The organism is Bacillus sp. MBGLi79, from assembly GCF_002953915.1.
Genome location: NZ_CP026521.1, coordinates 2,282,753 through 2,300,683 on the forward strand (window position 1 = coordinate 2,282,753; position 17,931 = coordinate 2,300,683).

14 protein-coding genes and 1 pseudogene are annotated in these 17,931 nt (G+C 44.2%); 6 read left to right on the plus strand and 9 right to left on the minus strand.

Annotated elements, in window-relative coordinates; all coding sequences use genetic code 11:
- The first annotated feature begins 271 nt into the window (after positions 1-271).
- The 3 genes from C1T29_RS11400 to C1T29_RS11410 all read left to right on the plus strand — a co-directional run bounded on the left by C1T29_RS11400 (position 272) and on the right by C1T29_RS11410 (position 3,836).
- A complete protein-coding gene (locus C1T29_RS11400) occupies positions 272-1,669 on the plus strand; it encodes an alanine/glycine:cation symporter family protein (RefSeq protein ID WP_040083027.1) in 1,398 nt (465 codons plus the stop codon).
- 329 nt (positions 1,670-1,998) lie between these two features.
- Positions 1,999-3,498, plus strand: coding sequence for a cellulase family glycosylhydrolase (locus C1T29_RS11405; protein WP_208945698.1), 1,500 nt, complete (start codon positions 1,999-2,001; stop codon positions 3,496-3,498).
- 74 nt (positions 3,499-3,572) lie between these two features.
- The gene (locus C1T29_RS11410; RefSeq protein WP_071581693.1) at positions 3,573-3,836 is read left to right on the plus strand and encodes a YnfE family protein; all 264 of its coding nucleotides are present in this window, start codon (positions 3,573-3,575) and stop codon (positions 3,834-3,836) included.
- Positions 3,837-4,453: 617 nt separating this feature from the next.
- Here the strand turns inward: C1T29_RS11410 and C1T29_RS11415 are convergent.
- A complete protein-coding gene (locus C1T29_RS11415) occupies positions 4,454-5,722 on the minus strand; it encodes a glucuronoarabinoxylan endo-1,4-beta-xylanase XynC (protein ID WP_208945699.1) in 1,269 nt (422 codons plus the stop codon).
- A 130-nt stretch (positions 5,723-5,852) separates the two neighbouring features.
- Positions 5,853-7,394, minus strand: a complete 1,542-nt coding sequence (gene xynD / locus C1T29_RS11420; protein WP_103748730.1) for an alpha-L-arabinofuranosidase — start codon at positions 7,392-7,394, stop codon at positions 5,853-5,855.
- Positions 7,395-7,972: 578 nt separating this feature from the next.
- On the opposite strand from xynD, the pseudogene C1T29_RS11425 reads away from it, so the two are divergent.
- From C1T29_RS11425 to C1T29_RS11435, 3 genes and pseudogenes are all read left to right on the plus strand, one after another.
- Positions 7,973-8,424: pseudogene (locus C1T29_RS11425) on the plus strand (GtrA family protein).
- 6 nt (positions 8,425-8,430) lie between these two features.
- The gene (gene galU, locus C1T29_RS11430; protein ID WP_095432859.1) at positions 8,431-9,324 is read left to right on the plus strand and encodes a UTP--glucose-1-phosphate uridylyltransferase GalU; all 894 of its coding nucleotides are present in this window, start codon (positions 8,431-8,433) and stop codon (positions 9,322-9,324) included.
- A gap of 72 nt (positions 9,325-9,396) precedes the next feature.
- Positions 9,397-9,993 carry an undecaprenyl phosphate transporter UptA gene (locus C1T29_RS11435; protein WP_003231529.1) on the plus strand — a complete coding sequence of 199 codons (597 nt, stop codon included), beginning with the start codon at positions 9,397-9,399 and terminating at the stop codon, positions 9,991-9,993.
- Positions 9,994-10,041: 48 nt separating this feature from the next.
- Here the strand turns inward: C1T29_RS11435 and nrnB are convergent, their stop codons facing one another.
- The 7 genes from nrnB to C1T29_RS11470 all read right to left on the minus strand — a co-directional run bounded on the left by nrnB (position 10,042) and on the right by C1T29_RS11470 (position 17,903).
- A complete protein-coding gene (gene nrnB, locus C1T29_RS11440; RefSeq protein WP_103748729.1) occupies positions 10,042-11,241 on the minus strand; it encodes an oligoribonuclease NrnB in 1,200 nt (399 codons plus the stop codon).
- 169 nt (positions 11,242-11,410) lie between these two features.
- Positions 11,411-12,946 carry an acyl-CoA carboxylase subunit beta gene (locus tag C1T29_RS11445; protein WP_103748728.1) on the minus strand — a complete coding sequence of 512 codons (1,536 nt, stop codon included), beginning with the start codon at positions 12,944-12,946 and terminating at the stop codon, positions 11,411-11,413.
- Between the two features lie 10 nt (positions 12,947-12,956).
- Complete coding sequence (locus C1T29_RS11450) at positions 12,957-13,739, minus strand: enoyl-CoA hydratase (protein WP_103748727.1); 783 nt, start codon at positions 13,737-13,739, stop codon at positions 12,957-12,959.
- A 20-nt stretch (positions 13,740-13,759) separates the two neighbouring features.
- On the minus strand, positions 13,760-14,659 hold the full coding sequence (ldeG, locus tag C1T29_RS11455) for a hydroxymethylglutaryl-CoA lyase (RefSeq protein WP_103748726.1): 900 nt from the start codon (positions 14,657-14,659) through the stop codon (positions 13,760-13,762).
- 14 nt (positions 14,660-14,673) lie between these two features.
- Complete coding sequence (locus C1T29_RS11460; protein ID WP_014664155.1) at positions 14,674-14,895, minus strand: acetyl-CoA carboxylase biotin carboxyl carrier protein subunit; 222 nt, start codon at positions 14,893-14,895, stop codon at positions 14,674-14,676.
- 14 nt (positions 14,896-14,909) lie between these two features.
- Positions 14,910-16,244, minus strand: a complete 1,335-nt coding sequence (locus tag C1T29_RS11465; RefSeq protein WP_103748725.1) for an acetyl-CoA carboxylase biotin carboxylase subunit — start codon at positions 16,242-16,244, stop codon at positions 14,910-14,912.
- A gap of 9 nt (positions 16,245-16,253) precedes the next feature.
- Positions 16,254-17,903, minus strand: coding sequence for an AMP-binding protein (locus C1T29_RS11470; RefSeq protein WP_103748724.1), 1,650 nt, complete (start codon positions 17,901-17,903; stop codon positions 16,254-16,256).
- Positions 17,904-17,931 lie beyond the last annotated feature (28 nt).

The following is a 17,931-nucleotide window of genomic DNA, read 5'->3' on the forward strand; positions in this document are numbered from 1 at the left end:
GAGCTAAAATCAAAGGAAAGGTAAGAGAATGAGAGGAAATGATTGCATTGTTAATAGGTACTTTTTTAAAAATGCAAACTTTCAACGAATGTTTTTATTTTTTATAGGAAAATGCTAGGGAAAGGGTCGACAGAGTAACATCTGGCTATGACAATATTCTTCGCGAAAAAACTTCCTAATTCGTCATATTGTGATATAATAAAACTCGTTATGTTAAAAAATCTAACATCAAAATGAATTCGTATTGAATTGATGAAAACGGTAGGTAAATATGGCGTCTTTTTTCGATAGTTTAATTCATATTCCAAGTGATTTCATTTGGAAATACCTATTTTATATTTTAATAGGGCTTGGATTATTTTTTACCATACGTTTTGGTTTTATCCAATTCCGTTATTTTATTGAAATGTTCAGAATAGTAGGGGAGAAGCCTGAAGGAAATAAAGGTGTTTCCTCTATGCAGGCATTCTTTATTTCCGCTGCATCCCGAGTCGGTACTGGGAATTTGACTGGTGTAGCTTTAGCAATTGCGACAGGCGGACCGGGCGCTGTGTTTTGGATGTGGGTTGTAGCTGCTGTAGGTATGGCTTCTAGCTTTGTTGAGAGTACGCTAGCGCAGCTTTATAAGGTAAGAGACGGGGAGGATTTCCGCGGAGGTCCGGCCTACTACATTCAGAAGGGCCTTGGAGCCAGATGGCTCGGCATCGTTTTTGCTGTCTTAATTACGGTATCATTCGGTTTAATCTTTAACGCTGTTCAAACGAATACTATTGCAGGAGCGTTGGATGGCGCATTTCATGTGAATAAAACAGTTGTAGCCATTGTCTTGGCTGTTTTAACTGCGTTTATCATTTTTGGCGGTTTGAAACGTGTTGTGGCTGTAACACAGCTAATCGTACCGGTTATGGCTGGCATTTATATTATTATTGCTTTATTTGTTGTCATCACAAATATTACGGCTTTCCCTGGCGTTATCGCTACAATTGTTAAAAATGCTTTAGGGTTTGAACAAGTCGTCGGCGGCGGAATTGGCGGCATCATCGTTATCGGTGCGCAGCGCGGACTTTTTTCAAACGAAGCAGGGATGGGAAGCGCTCCGAATGCGGCTGCAACAGCTCATGTATCGCATCCGGCAAAACAAGGTTTTATTCAAACATTAGGCGTATTTTTCGATACATTTATCGTATGTACGTCCACAGCGTTTATCATTTTGCTGTACAGTGTAACGCCAAAAGGTGATGGTATCCAAGTAACCCAGGCTGCCCTTAATCATCATATCGGCGGCTGGGCGCCTAGCTTCATCGCAGTCGCAATGTTCTTGTTTGCATTCAGTTCAGTTGTCGGCAACTATTATTATGGTGAGACAAATATTGAATTTATTAAAACAAGCAAAACATGGCTGAATATTTACCGGATTGCGGTTATTGCTATGGTTGTCTACGGTTCTCTATCAGGCTTCCAAATCGTTTGGGACATGGCGGATCTCTTTATGGGTATCATGGCGCTAATTAACTTAGTTGTGATTACGCTGCTGTCAAACGTTGCTTACAAAGTGTATAAAGATTACGCGAAACAGCGTAAACAAGGACTTGATCCTGTATTTAAAGCGAAAAACATTCCAGGGCTGAAAAATGCTGAAACATGGGAAGATGAGAAACAAGAAGCATAAGAACACGGCTGCATTCAATTCATTGAATGCGGCTTTTTATTTGGCGCAAAGAAGCAGAATCTTTCAAATTAAACAAAAAGTAACGTGAATAGTCCTGATTAAACAATTTTCTATTTGGTCCGTATGTGTCAGCAGTATCTGAATCAAGACAAAAAGAGCAAATTGACAGGCTTTTTAATCCGTCTAAAAACAAGAAATTAGGTTGATAGACAAAGATGAGATAAATTTTTACAATAGTCCGTGCCAAACAAAAACGGAAGGGAGGTGGAGCGGACGAGTTAATAGGCATATATTTTCGTCATGATGTAAAGGAGGAAAGAATACTATATATGAAACGTCAAGTCTCTATCTTAATCGTGTGTTTATTAATTTCAATACTCGCAACCAGCGGCTTAGGAAATCCAGCAGCATCTGCTGCAGGAGCAAAAACGCCAGTCGCCATAAATGGCCAGCTTAGCATAAAAGGCACGCAGCTAATCAATCAAAACGGCAAAGCGGTGCAATTGAAGGGGATCAGTTCACACGGATTGCAATGGTATGGCGATTTTGTCAATAAAGACAGCTTAAAATGGCTGAGAGACGATTGGGGCATTACCGTTTTCCGAGCGGCGATGTATACAGCAGATGGCGGTTATATTGACAACCCATCCGTGAAAAACAAAGTAAAAGAAGCGGTTGAAGCGGCAAAAGAGCTTGGGATATATGTCATCATTGACTGGCATATCTTAAATGACGGTAATCCAAACCAAAATAAAGAGAAAGCAAAAGAATTCTTCAAGGAAATGTCAAGCCTTTACGGAAACACACCAAACGTCATTTATGAAATTGCAAACGAACCAAACGGTGATGTGAACTGGAAGCGTGATATTAAACCGTATGCGGAAGAAGTGATTTCCGTTATCCGCAAAAATGATCCAGACAACACCATTATTGTCGGAACCGGTACATGGAGCCAGGATGTGAATGATGCTGCCGATGACCAGATAAAAGATGCACACGTCATGTACGCGCTTCATTTTTATGCCGGCACACACGGCCAATCTTTACGGGAGAAAGCAAACTATGCACTCAGTAAAGGAGCGCCTATTTTCGTGACGGAATGGGGAACAAGCGACGCGTCTGGAAATGGCGGTGTATTCCTTGACCAGTCGCGGGAATGGCTGAATTATCTCGACAGCAAGAAAATCAGCTGGGTGAACTGGAATCTTTCTGATAAGCAGGAATCATCCTCAGCGTTAAAGCCGGGAGCATCTAAAACAGGCGGCTGGCCACTTACAGATTTAACTGCTTCAGGAACATTCGTAAGAGAAAACATTCTCGGCAACAAAGATTCAACGAAAGAACGCCCTGAAACGCCGGCACAAGATAACCCCGCACAGGAAAACGGCATTTCTGTACAATACAAAGCAGGGGATGGGGGTGTGAACAGCAACCAAATCCGCCCGCAGCTTCACATAAAAAATAACGGCAATGCGACGGTGGATTTAAAAGATGTCACTGCCCGTTACTGGTATAACGCGAAAAACAAAGGCCAAAACTTTGACTGTGACTACGCGCAGATTGGATGCGGCAATCTGACCCACAAATTTGTGACGCTGCATAAACCTAAGCAAGGCGCAGATACCTATCTGGAACTGGGGTTCAAAAAAGGAAAGCTGTCACCGGGAGCAAGCACAGGAAATATTCAGCTTCGTCTTCACAACGATGACTGGAGCAATTATGCACAAAGCGGCGATTATTCCTTTTTCCAATCAAATACGTTTAAAACAACGAAAAAAATCACATTATATAATCACGGAAAACTGATTTGGGGAACAGAACCCAAATAGTTTAACTGTTGGCGGACATCAGCAATGATGTCCGTTTTCATTATCTTATCCAGTAAAACAAGGAGGTGTAGGTTGTGGATGAAACACTGAAGCAATATATGATGCTGTTCAAAGAAATGAATCATGCGATAAATGGTCCGGACTATCCAGGTAAGGAAAAAGACATCCAGTATCAAAAAGAACAGATTGAAGCTTACGAAAAACAGCTGCAGCGAGGATTTTCTACAGATTATGACTATGATGTGTTTGCTGACTCTGTTATCAAATGCGCATATGGCGATATGACGCTGGAAGATTTAGAAGCAGTTTATTATGGATTAACAACGCCATTTTTTTGATTAGCAACAAACCAATAAAATTTCAATTTCTGTCTCACTAACTTAAGTATACTTTTGATATGAGACAGAAATTCATTTATTTCGTTTACTTCCTAGAATATATATTATGTAAACTAAAAAACGAATTCTTTTAGTAGTTACTAATTGATCACTTAGATACAAGCTCTTTTTGTACTAAAGCCCCTCCTTTATTGAATTAACCTTGTGTCATCTTATTTGACGTTGGATTCAACGGCTAACTCTTTGACATGCGTTTATCAGCAACCTATGTCACTTGTTGCTGGTCTTCTTGATCAAGTCAAACTTTCGATAGCGTTCTACATTTCCCTTCCCTGAATATTCATAATATCTATCTCAGTAATAGTGCACCAGTTGTCGTAACGCTTATGTTTATTCCTTATACATTTATTTTAACAAGCTGATGCCCTCCCGCATTTAAAAACCTTGAACCATGTGTCTTCAAAACGACGCACGACACGAAAAAAAGCGATTTTCTGATCGGAAAATCGCTTTTTTCTGACTTCGACTTTTTTATTCCTGTGCAGGTTTATTTGCGGCACCCTCGGCGGTTAATGTCCGTATCCGCTCCAATGCGGTACCGCTTGCCTTAGGTGTCTTTAACGATTTACAACAAATGTTGTCACGCTTTGAGCTGGAAGATGGGCCCAAAAATGATTGCCTGATACAGTGAGATTCGTTCCAGGTTGTAGATTGCTGCTGCTGCTCGTGATCCATCTAGATACGTTTGAAGCAGATCCATTCTGCAAAACAAAGTTTTGGTTGCCCCCTGTGTTGCTTTTGTTAATGGCAACAATAACGACCTTGTTGTCACCTTTATAGGCTGACACGTAAACGTTCGTATTCGGATTTTTCGTTGCATCAATCCTTACATAGCCGGGACGCACAAACTTCGAGAAATGAGCCATATTGTAGCCGCGTTTGCTGATTGTACCATCTTCTTTCATAGGTCCATATGATCTTCGGATGTACCACCATACATAAGCTTGAAAGTCCCCCTCTACCATCGCATTGTGAATATGCTGTGAAACATCCAATGCCTCAGGCCATCGATCCGCCGAGTTGTTATCACTGTTTGGATAGTATACTTCCGTCATCCAAAGGTCCTTCCCCGCTCCTTTTTGTTTGAAAAGAGGATAAGGGAATTGGCTGACCTGGGTGCCGTACAGGTGGGTTCCGAGAATATCCATATTGGCAAGAGCCTGCGGATCGTTCAAAATTGGGTCCGACAAATTCTTCAAGTATTGAAATGACTCAGGCGCAATGACGCGGGCATTGATCGAGCCGGCGTTTTCTCTCATAAAGCGAAGTATTTCTTGCGGCGTCCACCACGTCCACTCGTGAGCGTAATCAGGCTCGTTTTGTACCGAAATCGCGTAAAGATTCACACCATTATTCTTCATGAAGGTAACAAAATCGTTAAGATGCTGCGCGTATGCTGCGTACTTGTTGTATTTCAGCCGTTTAGCCGATGTGTCACCATTCCGATTAAAGGTCTCAACCATATCACTTGGAGGATTCCAAGGAGAAGCAAAAACGATTGCTCCGTGTTTGACCGCACTCTTTGCAGTCTCCACCTCTTTATACCAATTATTTCGATTTTCATCTACATGAATTCTTAAGATTGAAAATCCTAACTGGTTCTGTCCATTGCCAAAAGCAGTTTCTCTTTGAGCTGCTGTAAGATCCCCAGCCCAAGCCGGATGATTCATCCCTCCAAAACCGCGAATCACTTGTTTCTCTGCAGATACATTAACTGTTACATCACTTGCTGCCAAAACTTCAGTAGCGCCTGGCCCTAACATGACTGACAGCATAGTGAAACATACTAATAGTACACAAATTGTTTTTTTTATGCGTGGAATCATTTATTCCTCTCCTTCGTCATGTGTCTTTTACGGTATTAAAAAATCTGCATGGCATATCCATAATGGCGGGCTGTTCCGGTGCTGGCCCGTACTTCACCCGCCTCGTTTTTAAGCGGTCCCATTACGAGTCCTATCTTTGCGTAAACTGCCAGTAATCAAAATTAAACAAGTTTCCTGTACCTGTTCCGGTAAATACAAAGAATACTTTGTGCACACCGGTTGCCCCGCTTACTGCAGTTTCTATTTCTCTCCACGTTTGCGCTCCGCCTGTTGAAGGCACATTCAGAGTTCCAACAAGCTTACCGTCTGCACTGTCGAGGCGCACTTCTATTTTCCCGCCTGAAGTGGATGCTACATTTGCTTTAAATGACCTGGCACCGACCGCTCCGAAGTCTGCATTTCCTACAGCAATCCAGTCTCCATTTTGAATGCTTGTTACATGCTGATTATTTACTGGCCCGCCGGGTGCTGTGGACTTCTCTGTCAAAATGCGTCCATTCCAAGCAAACGTTTCAGCTTCTACCCGGTTATAAGGATTCAAATTGGAAAGTTGTGTTACACCTGCATAATTTGCTGCTACCTCTTGGATGGATCCATCTGGGTTATGCACCAGCTTATTAATATGTGGAGAACGGTATCCTTTGCCGGCCCCGAACAGAGCGGAACTGACAGTTTGCGCATGGTACACCACATACCACTCGTTTTTAAAATTGAAAACAGCATGATGGTTGTTTCCGCCACCTCCGAAAAATGCACCCGGATTTTTCAGGAAGTGCCCTCTATATGTAAAGGGACCCATGGGATTTGAACTGGTCATGTAGCCGATCTCACCCGGGGGTTTATCGGCCGGGTGCGTGCCGCCGAAATTAATGCAATAGGAGTAATAATATGTTCCGTTATACTTGTGCAATCCCGAATCTTCAAACATGAAAGGCGCATCAATTGTAGATGCACTTCCAACAACACTCGTCATATCAGGCCCCAATTTTATGACTCTAGCCGTTTTAGGATTGGCCCATTGTGCCTGCGTTGGATTTGAACCGCCAGGAACGCCTCCGCCGGCATACAGGTAACCGGTTCCGTCGTCATCTACAAATACTGCCGGATCAAAAAGCCATACAACACCAGACATTCCTGGCGTACTTGGCGTTACGAGCGGTTTCCCGATTGGGTCGGTCCATGGACCAATCGGGCTGTCTGCGGTGAGAACCCCGATACCTCCGCCGCTGTTTGCGAAATAAAGGAAGAATTTATCCTTGCCATTAATTTTTTTAACTGCGATTGACGGTGCCCATGACGCACCTGCCCATTTTGCAATTCCACGGCCTCCATTAGCTCCATTGGCACCTGCTACCGGAATGGCTCCGTGGTCTGTCCAGTTCACCATATCCGCTGAAGATATGACGAATACTCTATTCAAATTGGCAAATGAATTATCTTTAATTGTTCCGTTGCTATTATATTCATAGTCATCACTTGACATATAGATGTAGACTCTTCCGTTATAGGTCAGCGCAACCGGATCCGCTCCCAAATGATGGTCGATAAGCGGGTTTGAATTCCCTATATGTTTTGCAATTGTAGTACCTGTGGCAGCATACGCAGACTTCCCAGCTAAGCAGCTCAAAAGTAAAACAAGAATCCATAAACATACGCTACACTTTTTCCTCATCACTTCACATCCTCCTTTTTCCTTAAAATGGGGGGATTTTCTTTTGGAATTTGATAACAACAGGTCATGAAGATCGCACCACTAAACCCATTGAACGGAGATGCATATTTATCCAAAATATCCCTTTGTCTAACATCCTACCTTATTAAAAAAATTGTGTATAGGATACTTTTGGAGGAATTCGTGTTCGATTCTACAAAGGAACTGGATACATTTATTCATTGATAAGATGGGGCTAACATAGACGGCTGTTACCGACTTCTTCTTCGCTTCCTGTTCCCTCGAATCTCGTTGTTTTAGAGCTATTGACATAATAGACATCTTTGCAGATAGGAAATCATGGCTCGAAACTTCTCAATCTATTGAATTCTGCCTGCTTTTTCTGCTGATTCCTGTTTACATTGTTCTCTTCTTTGTAAGACATTTCGTTATCATTCCGCCCTCTTCCCCTTCGACATACTGCATATTTTGTCCATCCTTATGTAAAGAGAGCGGTATACCCGTTTTTTCATGTTTTGTTCATATTTTATTAATTGTTTATTCAACACTGTCCGTTAAAGTAATCAATATCAACAAATATGGCAGCTATTCGCATCTTTTATGAAGGGAGGTCGGTGCCGTTATGCTGAAAGAAAAAATAAAAACATTAGGACGCTTTTGCACCGTAGGCGTCGGCAATACGCTGATAGATTTTGGTGTCTTCTTTCTCCTTACTGCTTGTCATGTCCCTTATCTGTCGGCGCAGATCTGCTCCTATTCGGCAGGTATCATCAACAGCTATGTGTGGAACCGGAATTGGACGTTTCGTGTAAAACGTAAGGCTGACGGGAAAGAGATTGTGCGCTTTCTCATGATTAATATTGCCACGTCGGGGATCACCTTTTTGCTGCTTTATTTGTTTCAAAACTGCGGATGCTCGCTTTTGGTGAGTAAGCTCGCCGCCACTATCGGCGGAATGATGATGAATTTTATAGGAAACCGAATCTGGGTATTTGGAGATTCGCTGAAAAATATACAGGATCAGGAGTGAAGATGAATGAGAAAAAAAGTGAGAAAAGCGGTTATTCCCGCAGCGGGTTTAGGAACGAGATTTCTGCCGGCGACAAAGGCGCAGCCTAAAGAAATGCTCCCAATCGTCGACAAACCAGCAATCCAATATATTGTAGAAGAGGCCGTAGAGTCAGGAATTGAAGATATACTGATTATTACAGGGAGAAACAAACGCTCGATTGAAGATCATTTTGACCGATCGGCGGAATTGGAATTCAATCTGCGGGAAAAAGGCAAGACGGAGACACTTGAAGAAATGCAGCAGATCGCCGATTTGGCCAACATTCATTACATCCGCCAGAAAGAACCGCTCGGATTAGGCCATGCGGTACTGTGTGCGGAGCATTTTATCGGAGATGAGCCTTTTGCCATTCTCTTAGGTGATGATATTATGGTGTCTGAAACACCGGCTCTTCGGCAATTAATAGATGTATATGACGCTTATGGCACAGAGGTTGTCGGTGTACAGTCAGTTCTCCCTGAGGATGTCAGCAAATATGGTATTATTAATACGTCTGGAACTCATGGGCATGTGTATGAAGTGAAAGATTTAGTTGAAAAGCCTTCACCTGAAGAAGCGCCTTCCGACATCGCCGTAATGGGACGGTATGTGTTGAATTCTTCGATCTTCCCCGTTTTGAAGTCAATTGGCAGAGGCGCGGGAAACGAAATTCAGCTCACAGATGCGCTTCGTGAGGTTTGCCGTAATGAGCCGATCCATGCCCGGCTGCTGGAAGGAAATCGATATGACATTGGCGATAAGCTGGGCTGTTTTAAAGCGAGCACTGAAATCGGCTTAATGCGTCCCGAAATGAGATCTCAGCTTTTGACCTATTTAGAAGGTGTAATCAAACGGGAAACGAAAGAAATGTTGCGGTAAAAAAATTGTAACCATCTTGCTCGTCAATCAGTCATATAATAGTGAAAAAGATTAGGACAGGTTGTGAAGAATGTGGGCAGTTTGATAAGCGAAATTTTAACATGGCTGACGAACATGGGATATGCGGGTATTGCGATTGGGTTAATGATTGAAATCATTCCGAGTGAGATTGTATTAGCTTATGGCGGCTATATGGTATCGGAAGGCACGATTGGATTTATAGGCGCCATTATTGCGGGCGTTATCGGAGGTACCATTGCCCAGATCTTTATTTACTGGATCGGCCGCTATGGAGGCAGGCCATTTTTGGACAAATACGGGAAGTATTTATTAATTAAAAAGCATCATATCGACATGTCGGAAAACTGGTTTCAAAAGTACGGCGCCGGGGTTGTTTTCTCGGCTCGTTTTATACCGGTTGTCAGACATGCGATATCCATTCCTGCAGGTATTGCGAGAATGCCATTTCTCAAGTTTGTGGTACTGACTGTGCTTGCTATCATTCCATGGTCTATCCTGTTTGTTTATTTAGGCATACAGCTGGGAAGCCAGTGGGATGATGTAGAGAACATAGCGGGTACTTATACAACACCGATTATGATATTGGCTGTTGTTGTGATAGCCCTTTATTTTGTGATTAAGAAACGTACAGCCATATTCAAACGATAGCTAGCGGATATGCATAGGGGTGAATGACGCTCCCCTATGCATATTTTTTTACCTGCGATGCTGATTTGCCAGCTTTAGATGTTCTGCTAAAAATGCGACAAACACTTCATCCCGCACGAGCGATGCGGCATAATTTCTTTTAATGAACCATTCTGCTTCTTCAAACGCTGCGAATGTTTCATCCTGTGTTTCCCCGTTAATTTGGATATTCCACTCGTTGTCTAAAGGAAACAGAAAAAATCTCATTTGAGCACGATTTTCATATAATGATCCGTTCGCAGATCCCTTTACATTATAGATGTTACGGAAAGCATCAGGCCGTACAGGATCAATCCGGAAAGCTTCAGTTACAAACAACTCGTATACTTCATCGGTTATTGAACAGCCGGATGCCTTTGCATGCCCCCCGCCTCCGTATCGGCCGGCGATCTCTGACACATCGATGTAATCATGAATGGTGCGCAAACTGACTCGTTTTGATCCCATGCTTAAAATCGCAATGTAATCGAGGTGCGGATTATCTTTCCCTAGCCTGTTTCCCAGTTCTGAATGGTACGATTCAGCGTGAACAATGCCTACACAGTGTTCGTGCACAAAGGTTTGTACCATTTCCCTTTTCTTTCTGCGGAGGTAACGCTCAATTTTTTCGTTTTCTAAATCAAGCAGTTTTTCTTCAAAATCATCGAAGAAAAATTCGTCATGCGAGGAAAGGCGCTGAATCATTTTTGCCTCAAATTCATCAATTGACAGCAAAAAGAAAAGATCATTAAGCCGCTTCGCCTGTTTTTGATCGTACCGCTCCCATTCCCATGTATCGTATTGGCGGACGAGCTCTGTGAATTGGTCTAAGGCATTTGTCGGTTTCATGAATCCATTTTCAACGAGATAGCCATATAAAAGTGACGTCGCGGATGTGAGCCTTCCATCATCGTATTCCATCTGGACAAATCCCCATTCATGCTCATTCAAATGAAGGGCTGTTTTATGGTGGTCAATAAGCTTCACTTTGCCCCCTGCATGAACATAAACATTCAATCTCTGTTCGTTTTCTTCATTGACGGCGAGATCGGTGATGAATAATGCATCTTGTCTGTTGCTCTCCTTCATTTTTTCTAAAAAGTACTGCACCTGTGCGTTTAAGCCGTTGACAGAGTTATACCGGACCTCAACGTCTTTTCCGAATGCCAATTTTGCTACGATTCCGCATCCTACTCCGTCCAAGTCGTTATGTGAATATAAATGATACATAATGTAGGCCCCTTTTTATGATAAACTGACAATTGCCGCTAAAGATGCGGCAGCCTTTATTTACTATTCTAAAAAACAAAGCGTTTTATGCAAAGGCGATTAGTTTACATAATATTATTATTGTGAATATATAAAAGAGCGCTTTTGGCGCTCCTAAGTTCTTGCTTTTTTATACCGGATAAACCGGATGTTTTCGATTGGTAAATGTCATTTCCTTTGTCATGTATGCCTTCAGCCGTTTGGCCAGCTCATCACGCAGCGAATTGGCTGGGATAACAGCATCAATGATCATTTCAGAAGCCAGACGGTAGATATTTATGTCTTCTTTGTATTCCCCCCGTTTGCTGCCGATAAATGCGGCTCTCTCTTCTTTTGGCAGTTCGGCGATTTTTTTAGCGTAGACAGCGTTTACCGCGGCTTCAGGGCCCATGACGGCGATTTGGGCGGTTGGGAGCGCTAGACAGCAATCCGGTTCAAATGCCGGCCCTGCCATTGCATACAACCCCGCCCCGTACGCTTTTCGGACAATGACAGAGAGCTTTGGAACAGTTGCCTCCGACATCGCAGAAATCATTTTCGCTCCGTGTCTGATAATCCCCGCCTGTTCCACTTTTGTGCCAATCATAAAACCGGGAATATCCGCTAAGAACAGCAACGGGATATGAAATGCGTCACATAAGGTAATAAACTTAGCCGCTTTGTCTGCTGAATCGTGGAATAAGACGCCGCCTTTAACCTTCGGCTGGTTTGCAACAATGCCGACAGGCTGTCCCTCGATCCGTGCGAAGCCTGTTACTAATTCTGGTGCAAATAAGGCTTTGATCTCAAAAAATGACCCTTCATCAATGATCCGCTCAATCAGCTCATGCATATCAAAAGGTGCGTTCTGGTTTTGCGGAATGACGTCGGCAAGCGGGATGTCGAAGTGTTTTGGCGGGCGTTCCTCATGAATGGGCGCCTTTTCTTGAAAATTTGCCGGGAAGTAAGACAAATAAGCCCGCGCCAGATGTATGGCTTCTTCTTCAGTTTCTGCAAGAATATCTCCGCAGCCGGAGATGGAGCAATGCATACGAGCGCCGCCCATTTCTTCGAGAGACACTTTTTCGCCAATGACCATTTCCGCCATCCTTGGCGAGCCTAAATACATGGAGGCGTTACCGTCTACCATAACGACGATATCACAGAAGGCCGGAATATAAGCGCCTCCTGCCGCAGACGGTCCGAAAAGCAAACAGATTTGCGGAATGCGTCCCGATAATTTAACTTGATTATAAAAAATTCTTCCTGCTCCGCGTCTCCCTGGAAAGACATTGATTTGATCGGTGATTCTGGCGCCTGCTGAATCGACTAAATAAATGAGCGGAACGTTTAGTTTTTCGGCAGTTTCTTGAATTCTGATGATTTTTTCAACGGTTTTAGCTCCCCAGGAGCCCGCTTTCACTGTTGAATCATTTGCCATGACGCAAACGGTTTGGCCGCCGATTTTGCCGATCGCTGTTACCACTCCGTCAGCGGGAAGGCCGTCTGACATGCATTCCGCAAAAAAAGCGTCTTCTAGCTCAATGCCATCGTCAAAGAGAAGCGAGAGCCGCTCTCTGACAAAGAGCTTGCCTTTTTCTCGATTGCTTTGGTGATACTTTTCCGCTCCGCCTTTTCGGATTCGTTCGGCCAATTCTGTTCGTTCCTTTTCATAATCCATGAGCATTGCCTCCCTTTTATATTCCCTTATATACGGCCCGTCTTTTTTCTTGAAACGCCTGAAGTCCTTCTCTCCTGTCTTTTGAAGGAATGGTATGTTCATACGCCTTTTGTTCAATCGCAAGACCTGTAGCGAGATCTGTCTCCAATCCTTTATTGATCGCGAATTTAGCTTGACGGACAGCGATCGGCCCGTTGGCAGAAATGGCAGCAGCCAGTTCCTCTGCTTTTGGCATAAGGTCACAAGGAGCCGTGACATGCTCTACAAGGCCTATTTCTTTTGCTTCATGAGCGGTTACGCGTCTGCCGGTATAAATTAATTCTTTGGCTTTTCCTCTGCCAATCAGCCGGGGCAGTCTTTGGGTCCCTCCAGCGCCTGGGATAATAGCTAACCCTGTTTCCGGGAGTCCCAGCACAGCTGATTCAGATGCAATTCGAAGATCGCATGCCAATGCCAATTCTAGCCCGCCTCCTAATGCGCTGCCGTTTATCGCGGCTATGACTGGCTGCGGCAAGGCTTCAAGGAAAGCCGCTGTTCTTTGAATGAGAGATACACTTTCCAGAACCTGATCTTCTTTTAGTTTTATTCGTTCTTTCAGGTCTGCCCCCGCACAGAACGCTTTTTCGCCGGCACCTGTGAGGATGACGCAGCGAATGTTTGAGTTGAATTCAATTTCCTGAAGAATCGATTGCAGGTTTCTAAGCATTTCTGCTGAAAGAGCATTTGCCGCTTGAGGCCTGTTTAAGGTGATCAACGCAATATGTTCTTTTTTCACAGTGAAAAGAATAGATTCTCCCATTGTATGCGTCCTCTCTTTTATCAAGATGATTTAAATACTTGTAAATTTCGGCTCGGCAGCTGTTTGCCCATTTTTTCTTCAATCCATTTGGCCGCAGATAGCAGTTTTTCGAGCTTTACATTTGTTTTGATGCCCATCTGTTCAAGCATGTACACGATATCCTCAGTTGCGGCGTTTCCTGATGAACCTGGCGCATATGGACATCCGCCAAGCCCGCCTGCCGAACCGTCGAATACCGTGATGCCCATTTGGAGCGCTGTGACCATGTTGGCGAGCGCCGTTCCTCTCGTATCATGAAAATGCAGGGCGATTTGTTTCGCGGGGAATCGTGCCAATAGAGCTTCAAGTACAGTTTCAACCTGGGCGGGATTAGCCGCTCCAATCGTATCTCCAAGTGACAGTTCAGAAATCCCAAATTCAAATAGAGCTTCTGAAAGGCGAATGACTTGTTCAACGGGGACAACTTTTTCGTACGGACAGCCGAAAACAGTCGAGAGGTAGGCTCTTGTTGTGAGGTTTGCTTTTTTTGCGTCATTGTTTACTTGTTTGAGTACACGAAGAGTATCAGAAGTGGATTTATTGATGTTTTTTCTGTTGTGCGTTTCGCTGGCGGACATAAAAACGCAAGCTTCGTTAATGCCTCCTTCAAGCGCATTCTCCAGTCCTTTTTGATTCGGGACAAGTGCCGCGTACGTCACCCCTTTTTCACGGTTGATGCCTTTTGCCACATCAATAGCATCTCGAAGCGCCGGAATCCATTTCGGATGAACGAAGGATGTGATTTCAATATACGAAAGCCCTGTCCGGGAAAGCTGGTTGATCCAGGTTATTTTATCCTTTGTTTCGATCCATGCGGACTCGTTTTGTAAGCCGTCACGCGGGCCGACTTCTTTGATTGTCACTTTTTTAGGATATGACATGGTCTTCCTCCAAATTATTGAGTGGAATCGCTTAGTTCGAGCAGTACGTCGCCTTCATTTACAAAGTCGCCTTCATTTTTTTTGACTTCTTTTACGACTCCGCTTCGATCGGCAACGATCGGGATTTCCATTTTCATCGATTCCAAAATGGCAACCTCCTGGCCTTTTTCAATTTTGTCGCCGGCTTTGACGTGGACTTTCCACAGGTTTCCTGCCATTTGTATGCTAACTGTCATAACAACTGCCTCCTTTATAGGTGTTGTTTCAAAAAGTCAGTCGTAACATCCCCTTCTTTAAATGCCTTTGATGCCGCAGCCTGTATGAGAAGCGGAAGATTTGTTTTGATTCCTTCTACATGGTAGTCGCGAAGCGCTGTCTCCAGTTTTTCAATTGCTTCTGTTCTGGACTGGCCTTTGACGATCATCTTAGCGATCATCGGGTCATAAAAAGGGGTAACAATGCTGTCTTTTGCTACCGCACATTCGTGTCTGACCCCTTTATGGTCAGGGAGTGAGAACGCAGTGATCGTGCCTGGTGACGGGTAGAAGGTCTTGGGGTCTTCCGCGTATATTCTCACCTCTATCGCATGCCCGTTTCGTTTGATGTCTTTTTGAGAGAATGTGAGTGTATGGCCCGCAGCAATTCGCAGCTGCTGCTCAACTAAGTCCAGGCCTGTTATTTCTTCAGTCACGGGGTGTTCAACTTGCAGTCTCGTATTCATTTCGAGGAAGTAAAAATTTTGCTTTTGGTCAACTATAAATTCGATGGTGCCTGCGTTCGTATAGCCGATTGCCTTTGCTGCTATTACTGCCGTTTGCCCAATCTTCATTCTCAGTTCATCGTCTACAAATGGAGACGGCGCTTCTTCAATGACTTTTTGGTGGCGCCTCTGAACTGAGCAATCGCGTTCAAACAGATGTACTGTATGGCCGTGTTGATCGGCTAAAAGCTGAACTTCGATATGGCGTGCATGTTCAATGACTTTTTCTATATACATTGACCCGTCACCGAAAAAATCTGCCGCGCGCTTTTTGTTCCCCTCGTACGCTTTTTTTAATGCTTCTTCATTTTCAACAAGCTGCATTCCGATGCCGCCTCCGCCCGCTGAAGCTTTCAGCATGACAGGATATCCGATTTGACTAGCAGTGCGGCAGGCTGCCTCTATGTCTTCGAGGGGTTCTGAAACGCCGGGCACCACAGGGATACCCGCAGCCTCCATTGCTTTGCGCGCTTCAATTTTGCTGCCCATCTTTGCGATGATATCGGGTGAAGGTCCGATAAACACGATGTTTTCTTGCTTGCAGCGTTCAGCAAATCGGCTGTTTTCTGATAACAATCCATATCCCGGGTGGATCGCGTCGGCATTTGCTTTTTTTGCTGTCTCTATGATTCTCTCTATATTTAAATAACTTTCACTGACTCTTGATTCCCCGATCACATAAGCCTCTGTTGCGGTTTTTGTATGGGGCGCTTCCTTGTCTGCTTCTGAATAAACCGCGACTGTTTTGATGCCTAGACGGCTGCACGTTCGGATAATTCTCATTGCAATTTCTCCGCGGTTGGCGATCAGTACTTTAGTAAACATGATTTCACCTCATTGAGTTGATGATAAGTTGAACATTTCAATGGTTTTTTCTCGCAGTTTATATTTTTGAATTTTACCTGAAGCCGTCATCGGATAGTCGTCTGTAAAAATCACATAACGCGGAATTTTGTGGCGGGCGATTTTTCCTTTGCAATAGGCTTTAAGCTCATCAGATGAAACGCTTTTACCGTCTTTTAGTTTAATCCAGGCTGCAGCCTCCTCCCCGAATTTGGCGTCAGGCACACCAACGACCTGTACGTCTAAAACAGCGGGATGCCGGTATAAAAATTCTTCAATTTCCCGCGGGTAAATGTTCTCGCCGCCTCTGATGAGCATATCTTTTAATCTTCCGGTGATACGGCAGTACCCGTCTTCATCCATGACAGCAAGATCTCCTGTAAATAGCCATCCGTCATGATTGATTGCTTTTCTGGTCGCTTCTTTGTCTTTATAATAGCCTTTCATGACGTGATAGCCGCGGGTGCATAGCTCTCCCTGCACGCCTCTTTGAACTTCTTGGCATGTTCCGGGCTCTACAATTTTCACTTCAGTATGCGGCAGGGCTCGGCCGGTTGTTTCGACTCTTCTTATGAAGGAATCATTTGCCCTCGTTTGCGTAATGACCGGCGAGGCTTCTGTTTGTCCATAGGCGATTGTAATGTCTTTCATGCCCATCCTTTCAATCACAGCTTTCATTACTTCACTTGGACAGGGAGAGCCGGCCATGATGCCTGTTCGGAGCGTTGATAGATCATATGCATCAAAATCCGGATGATGCAGCTCGGCGATAAACATGGTAGGCACACCATGCAGCGCTGTGCATTTCTCTTTTTCTACCGTTTTAAGGACGGTAACGGGATCAAATTCTGGAACAGGTATCATGGCTGCCCCGACGGACACACATGCCAAAACCCCGAGCACGCATCCGAAGCAGTGAAAAAACGGAACCGGGATGCACATGCGGTCTTGAGCGGATAAAGCCATACATTCAGCGATATTGGCAGCGTTATTGATGACATTAAAATGGGTCAGCATCACGCCTTTTGGAAACCCTGTTGTTCCTGATGTGTATTGCATGTTAATCACATCGTCTTTATCCAGGCTGTTCATTCTTGCTTCCAGCTCAGCATCTGTCACTGTTTTCGCCAATCTCTCTATATCGTCCCAATGATACAAGCCAGGCAATCGTTTATTGCCAATATAGATCAGTGTTTTTAAAAAGGGATAGCGTTCTGATTTCAGTTGGCCGGGCTTTGCTTCTTGCAGTTCTGGTATCAAACTGTTCACAATGTCTGGATAAGAAGTGCCCCTGTATGAATCCATGATGATAAGCGCTGCGGCATCCGATTGCTTTAACAAGTAATCAAGCTCGTGTGCTTGATAATTGGTATTGACGGTTACGAGCACGGCTCCAATCTTCGCAGTTGCGAACTGGACGGCAAGCCATTCAGGGATATTAGAAGCCCATATGGCGACGTGATCTCCTTTTCCAATCCCCATCCGCATGAGACCTTTAGCGGTTTGGCGGCACAGACTGTCAAATTGGGCGTACGTATAGCGGATATTCCGGTCTGGATACACAACAGCGTCTCGATCAGGATGCGCTTCAGCTGTTTGTTCCAGCAGCCTGCCGATTGTGGAATGGATGAGTTCAGCCATTGATTGTTCCTCCTTTCTTAATAGTGAG

Coding starts and splice junctions, on each gene's coding strand:
- C1T29_RS11450 (WP_103748727.1), bottom strand. CDS start 13,739: ATGGGAGAATCTATTCTTTTCACTGTGAAAAAAGAACATATTGCGTTG.
- C1T29_RS11460 (WP_014664155.1), bottom strand. CDS start 14,895: ATGACAGTTAGCATACAAATGGCAGGAAACCTGTGGAAAGTCCACGTC.
- xynD (WP_103748730.1), bottom strand. CDS start 7,394: ATGAGGAAAAAGTGTAGCGTATGTTTATGGATTCTTGTTTTACTTTTG.
- C1T29_RS11415 (WP_208945699.1), bottom strand. CDS start 5,722: ATGATTCCACGCATAAAAAAAACAATTTGTGTACTATTAGTATGTTTC.
- C1T29_RS11405 (WP_208945698.1), top strand. CDS start 1,999: ATGAAACGTCAAGTCTCTATCTTAATCGTGTGTTTATTAATTTCAATA.
- C1T29_RS11445 (WP_103748728.1), bottom strand. CDS start 12,946: ATGCTCATGGATTATGAAAAGGAACGAACAGAATTGGCCGAACGAATC.
- nrnB (WP_103748729.1), bottom strand. CDS start 11,241: ATGTATCATTTATATTCACATAACGACTTGGACGGAGTAGGATGCGGA.
- galU (WP_095432859.1), top strand. CDS start 8,431: ATGAGAAAAAAAGTGAGAAAAGCGGTTATTCCCGCAGCGGGTTTAGGA.
- C1T29_RS11400 (WP_040083027.1), top strand. CDS start 272: ATGGCGTCTTTTTTCGATAGTTTAATTCATATTCCAAGTGATTTCATT.
- C1T29_RS11465 (WP_103748725.1), bottom strand. CDS start 16,244: ATGTTTACTAAAGTACTGATCGCCAACCGCGGAGAAATTGCAATGAGA.
- C1T29_RS11470 (WP_103748724.1), bottom strand. CDS start 17,903: ATGGCTGAACTCATCCATTCCACAATCGGCAGGCTGCTGGAACAAACA.
- ldeG (WP_103748726.1), bottom strand. CDS start 14,659: ATGTCATATCCTAAAAAAGTGACAATCAAAGAAGTCGGCCCGCGTGAC.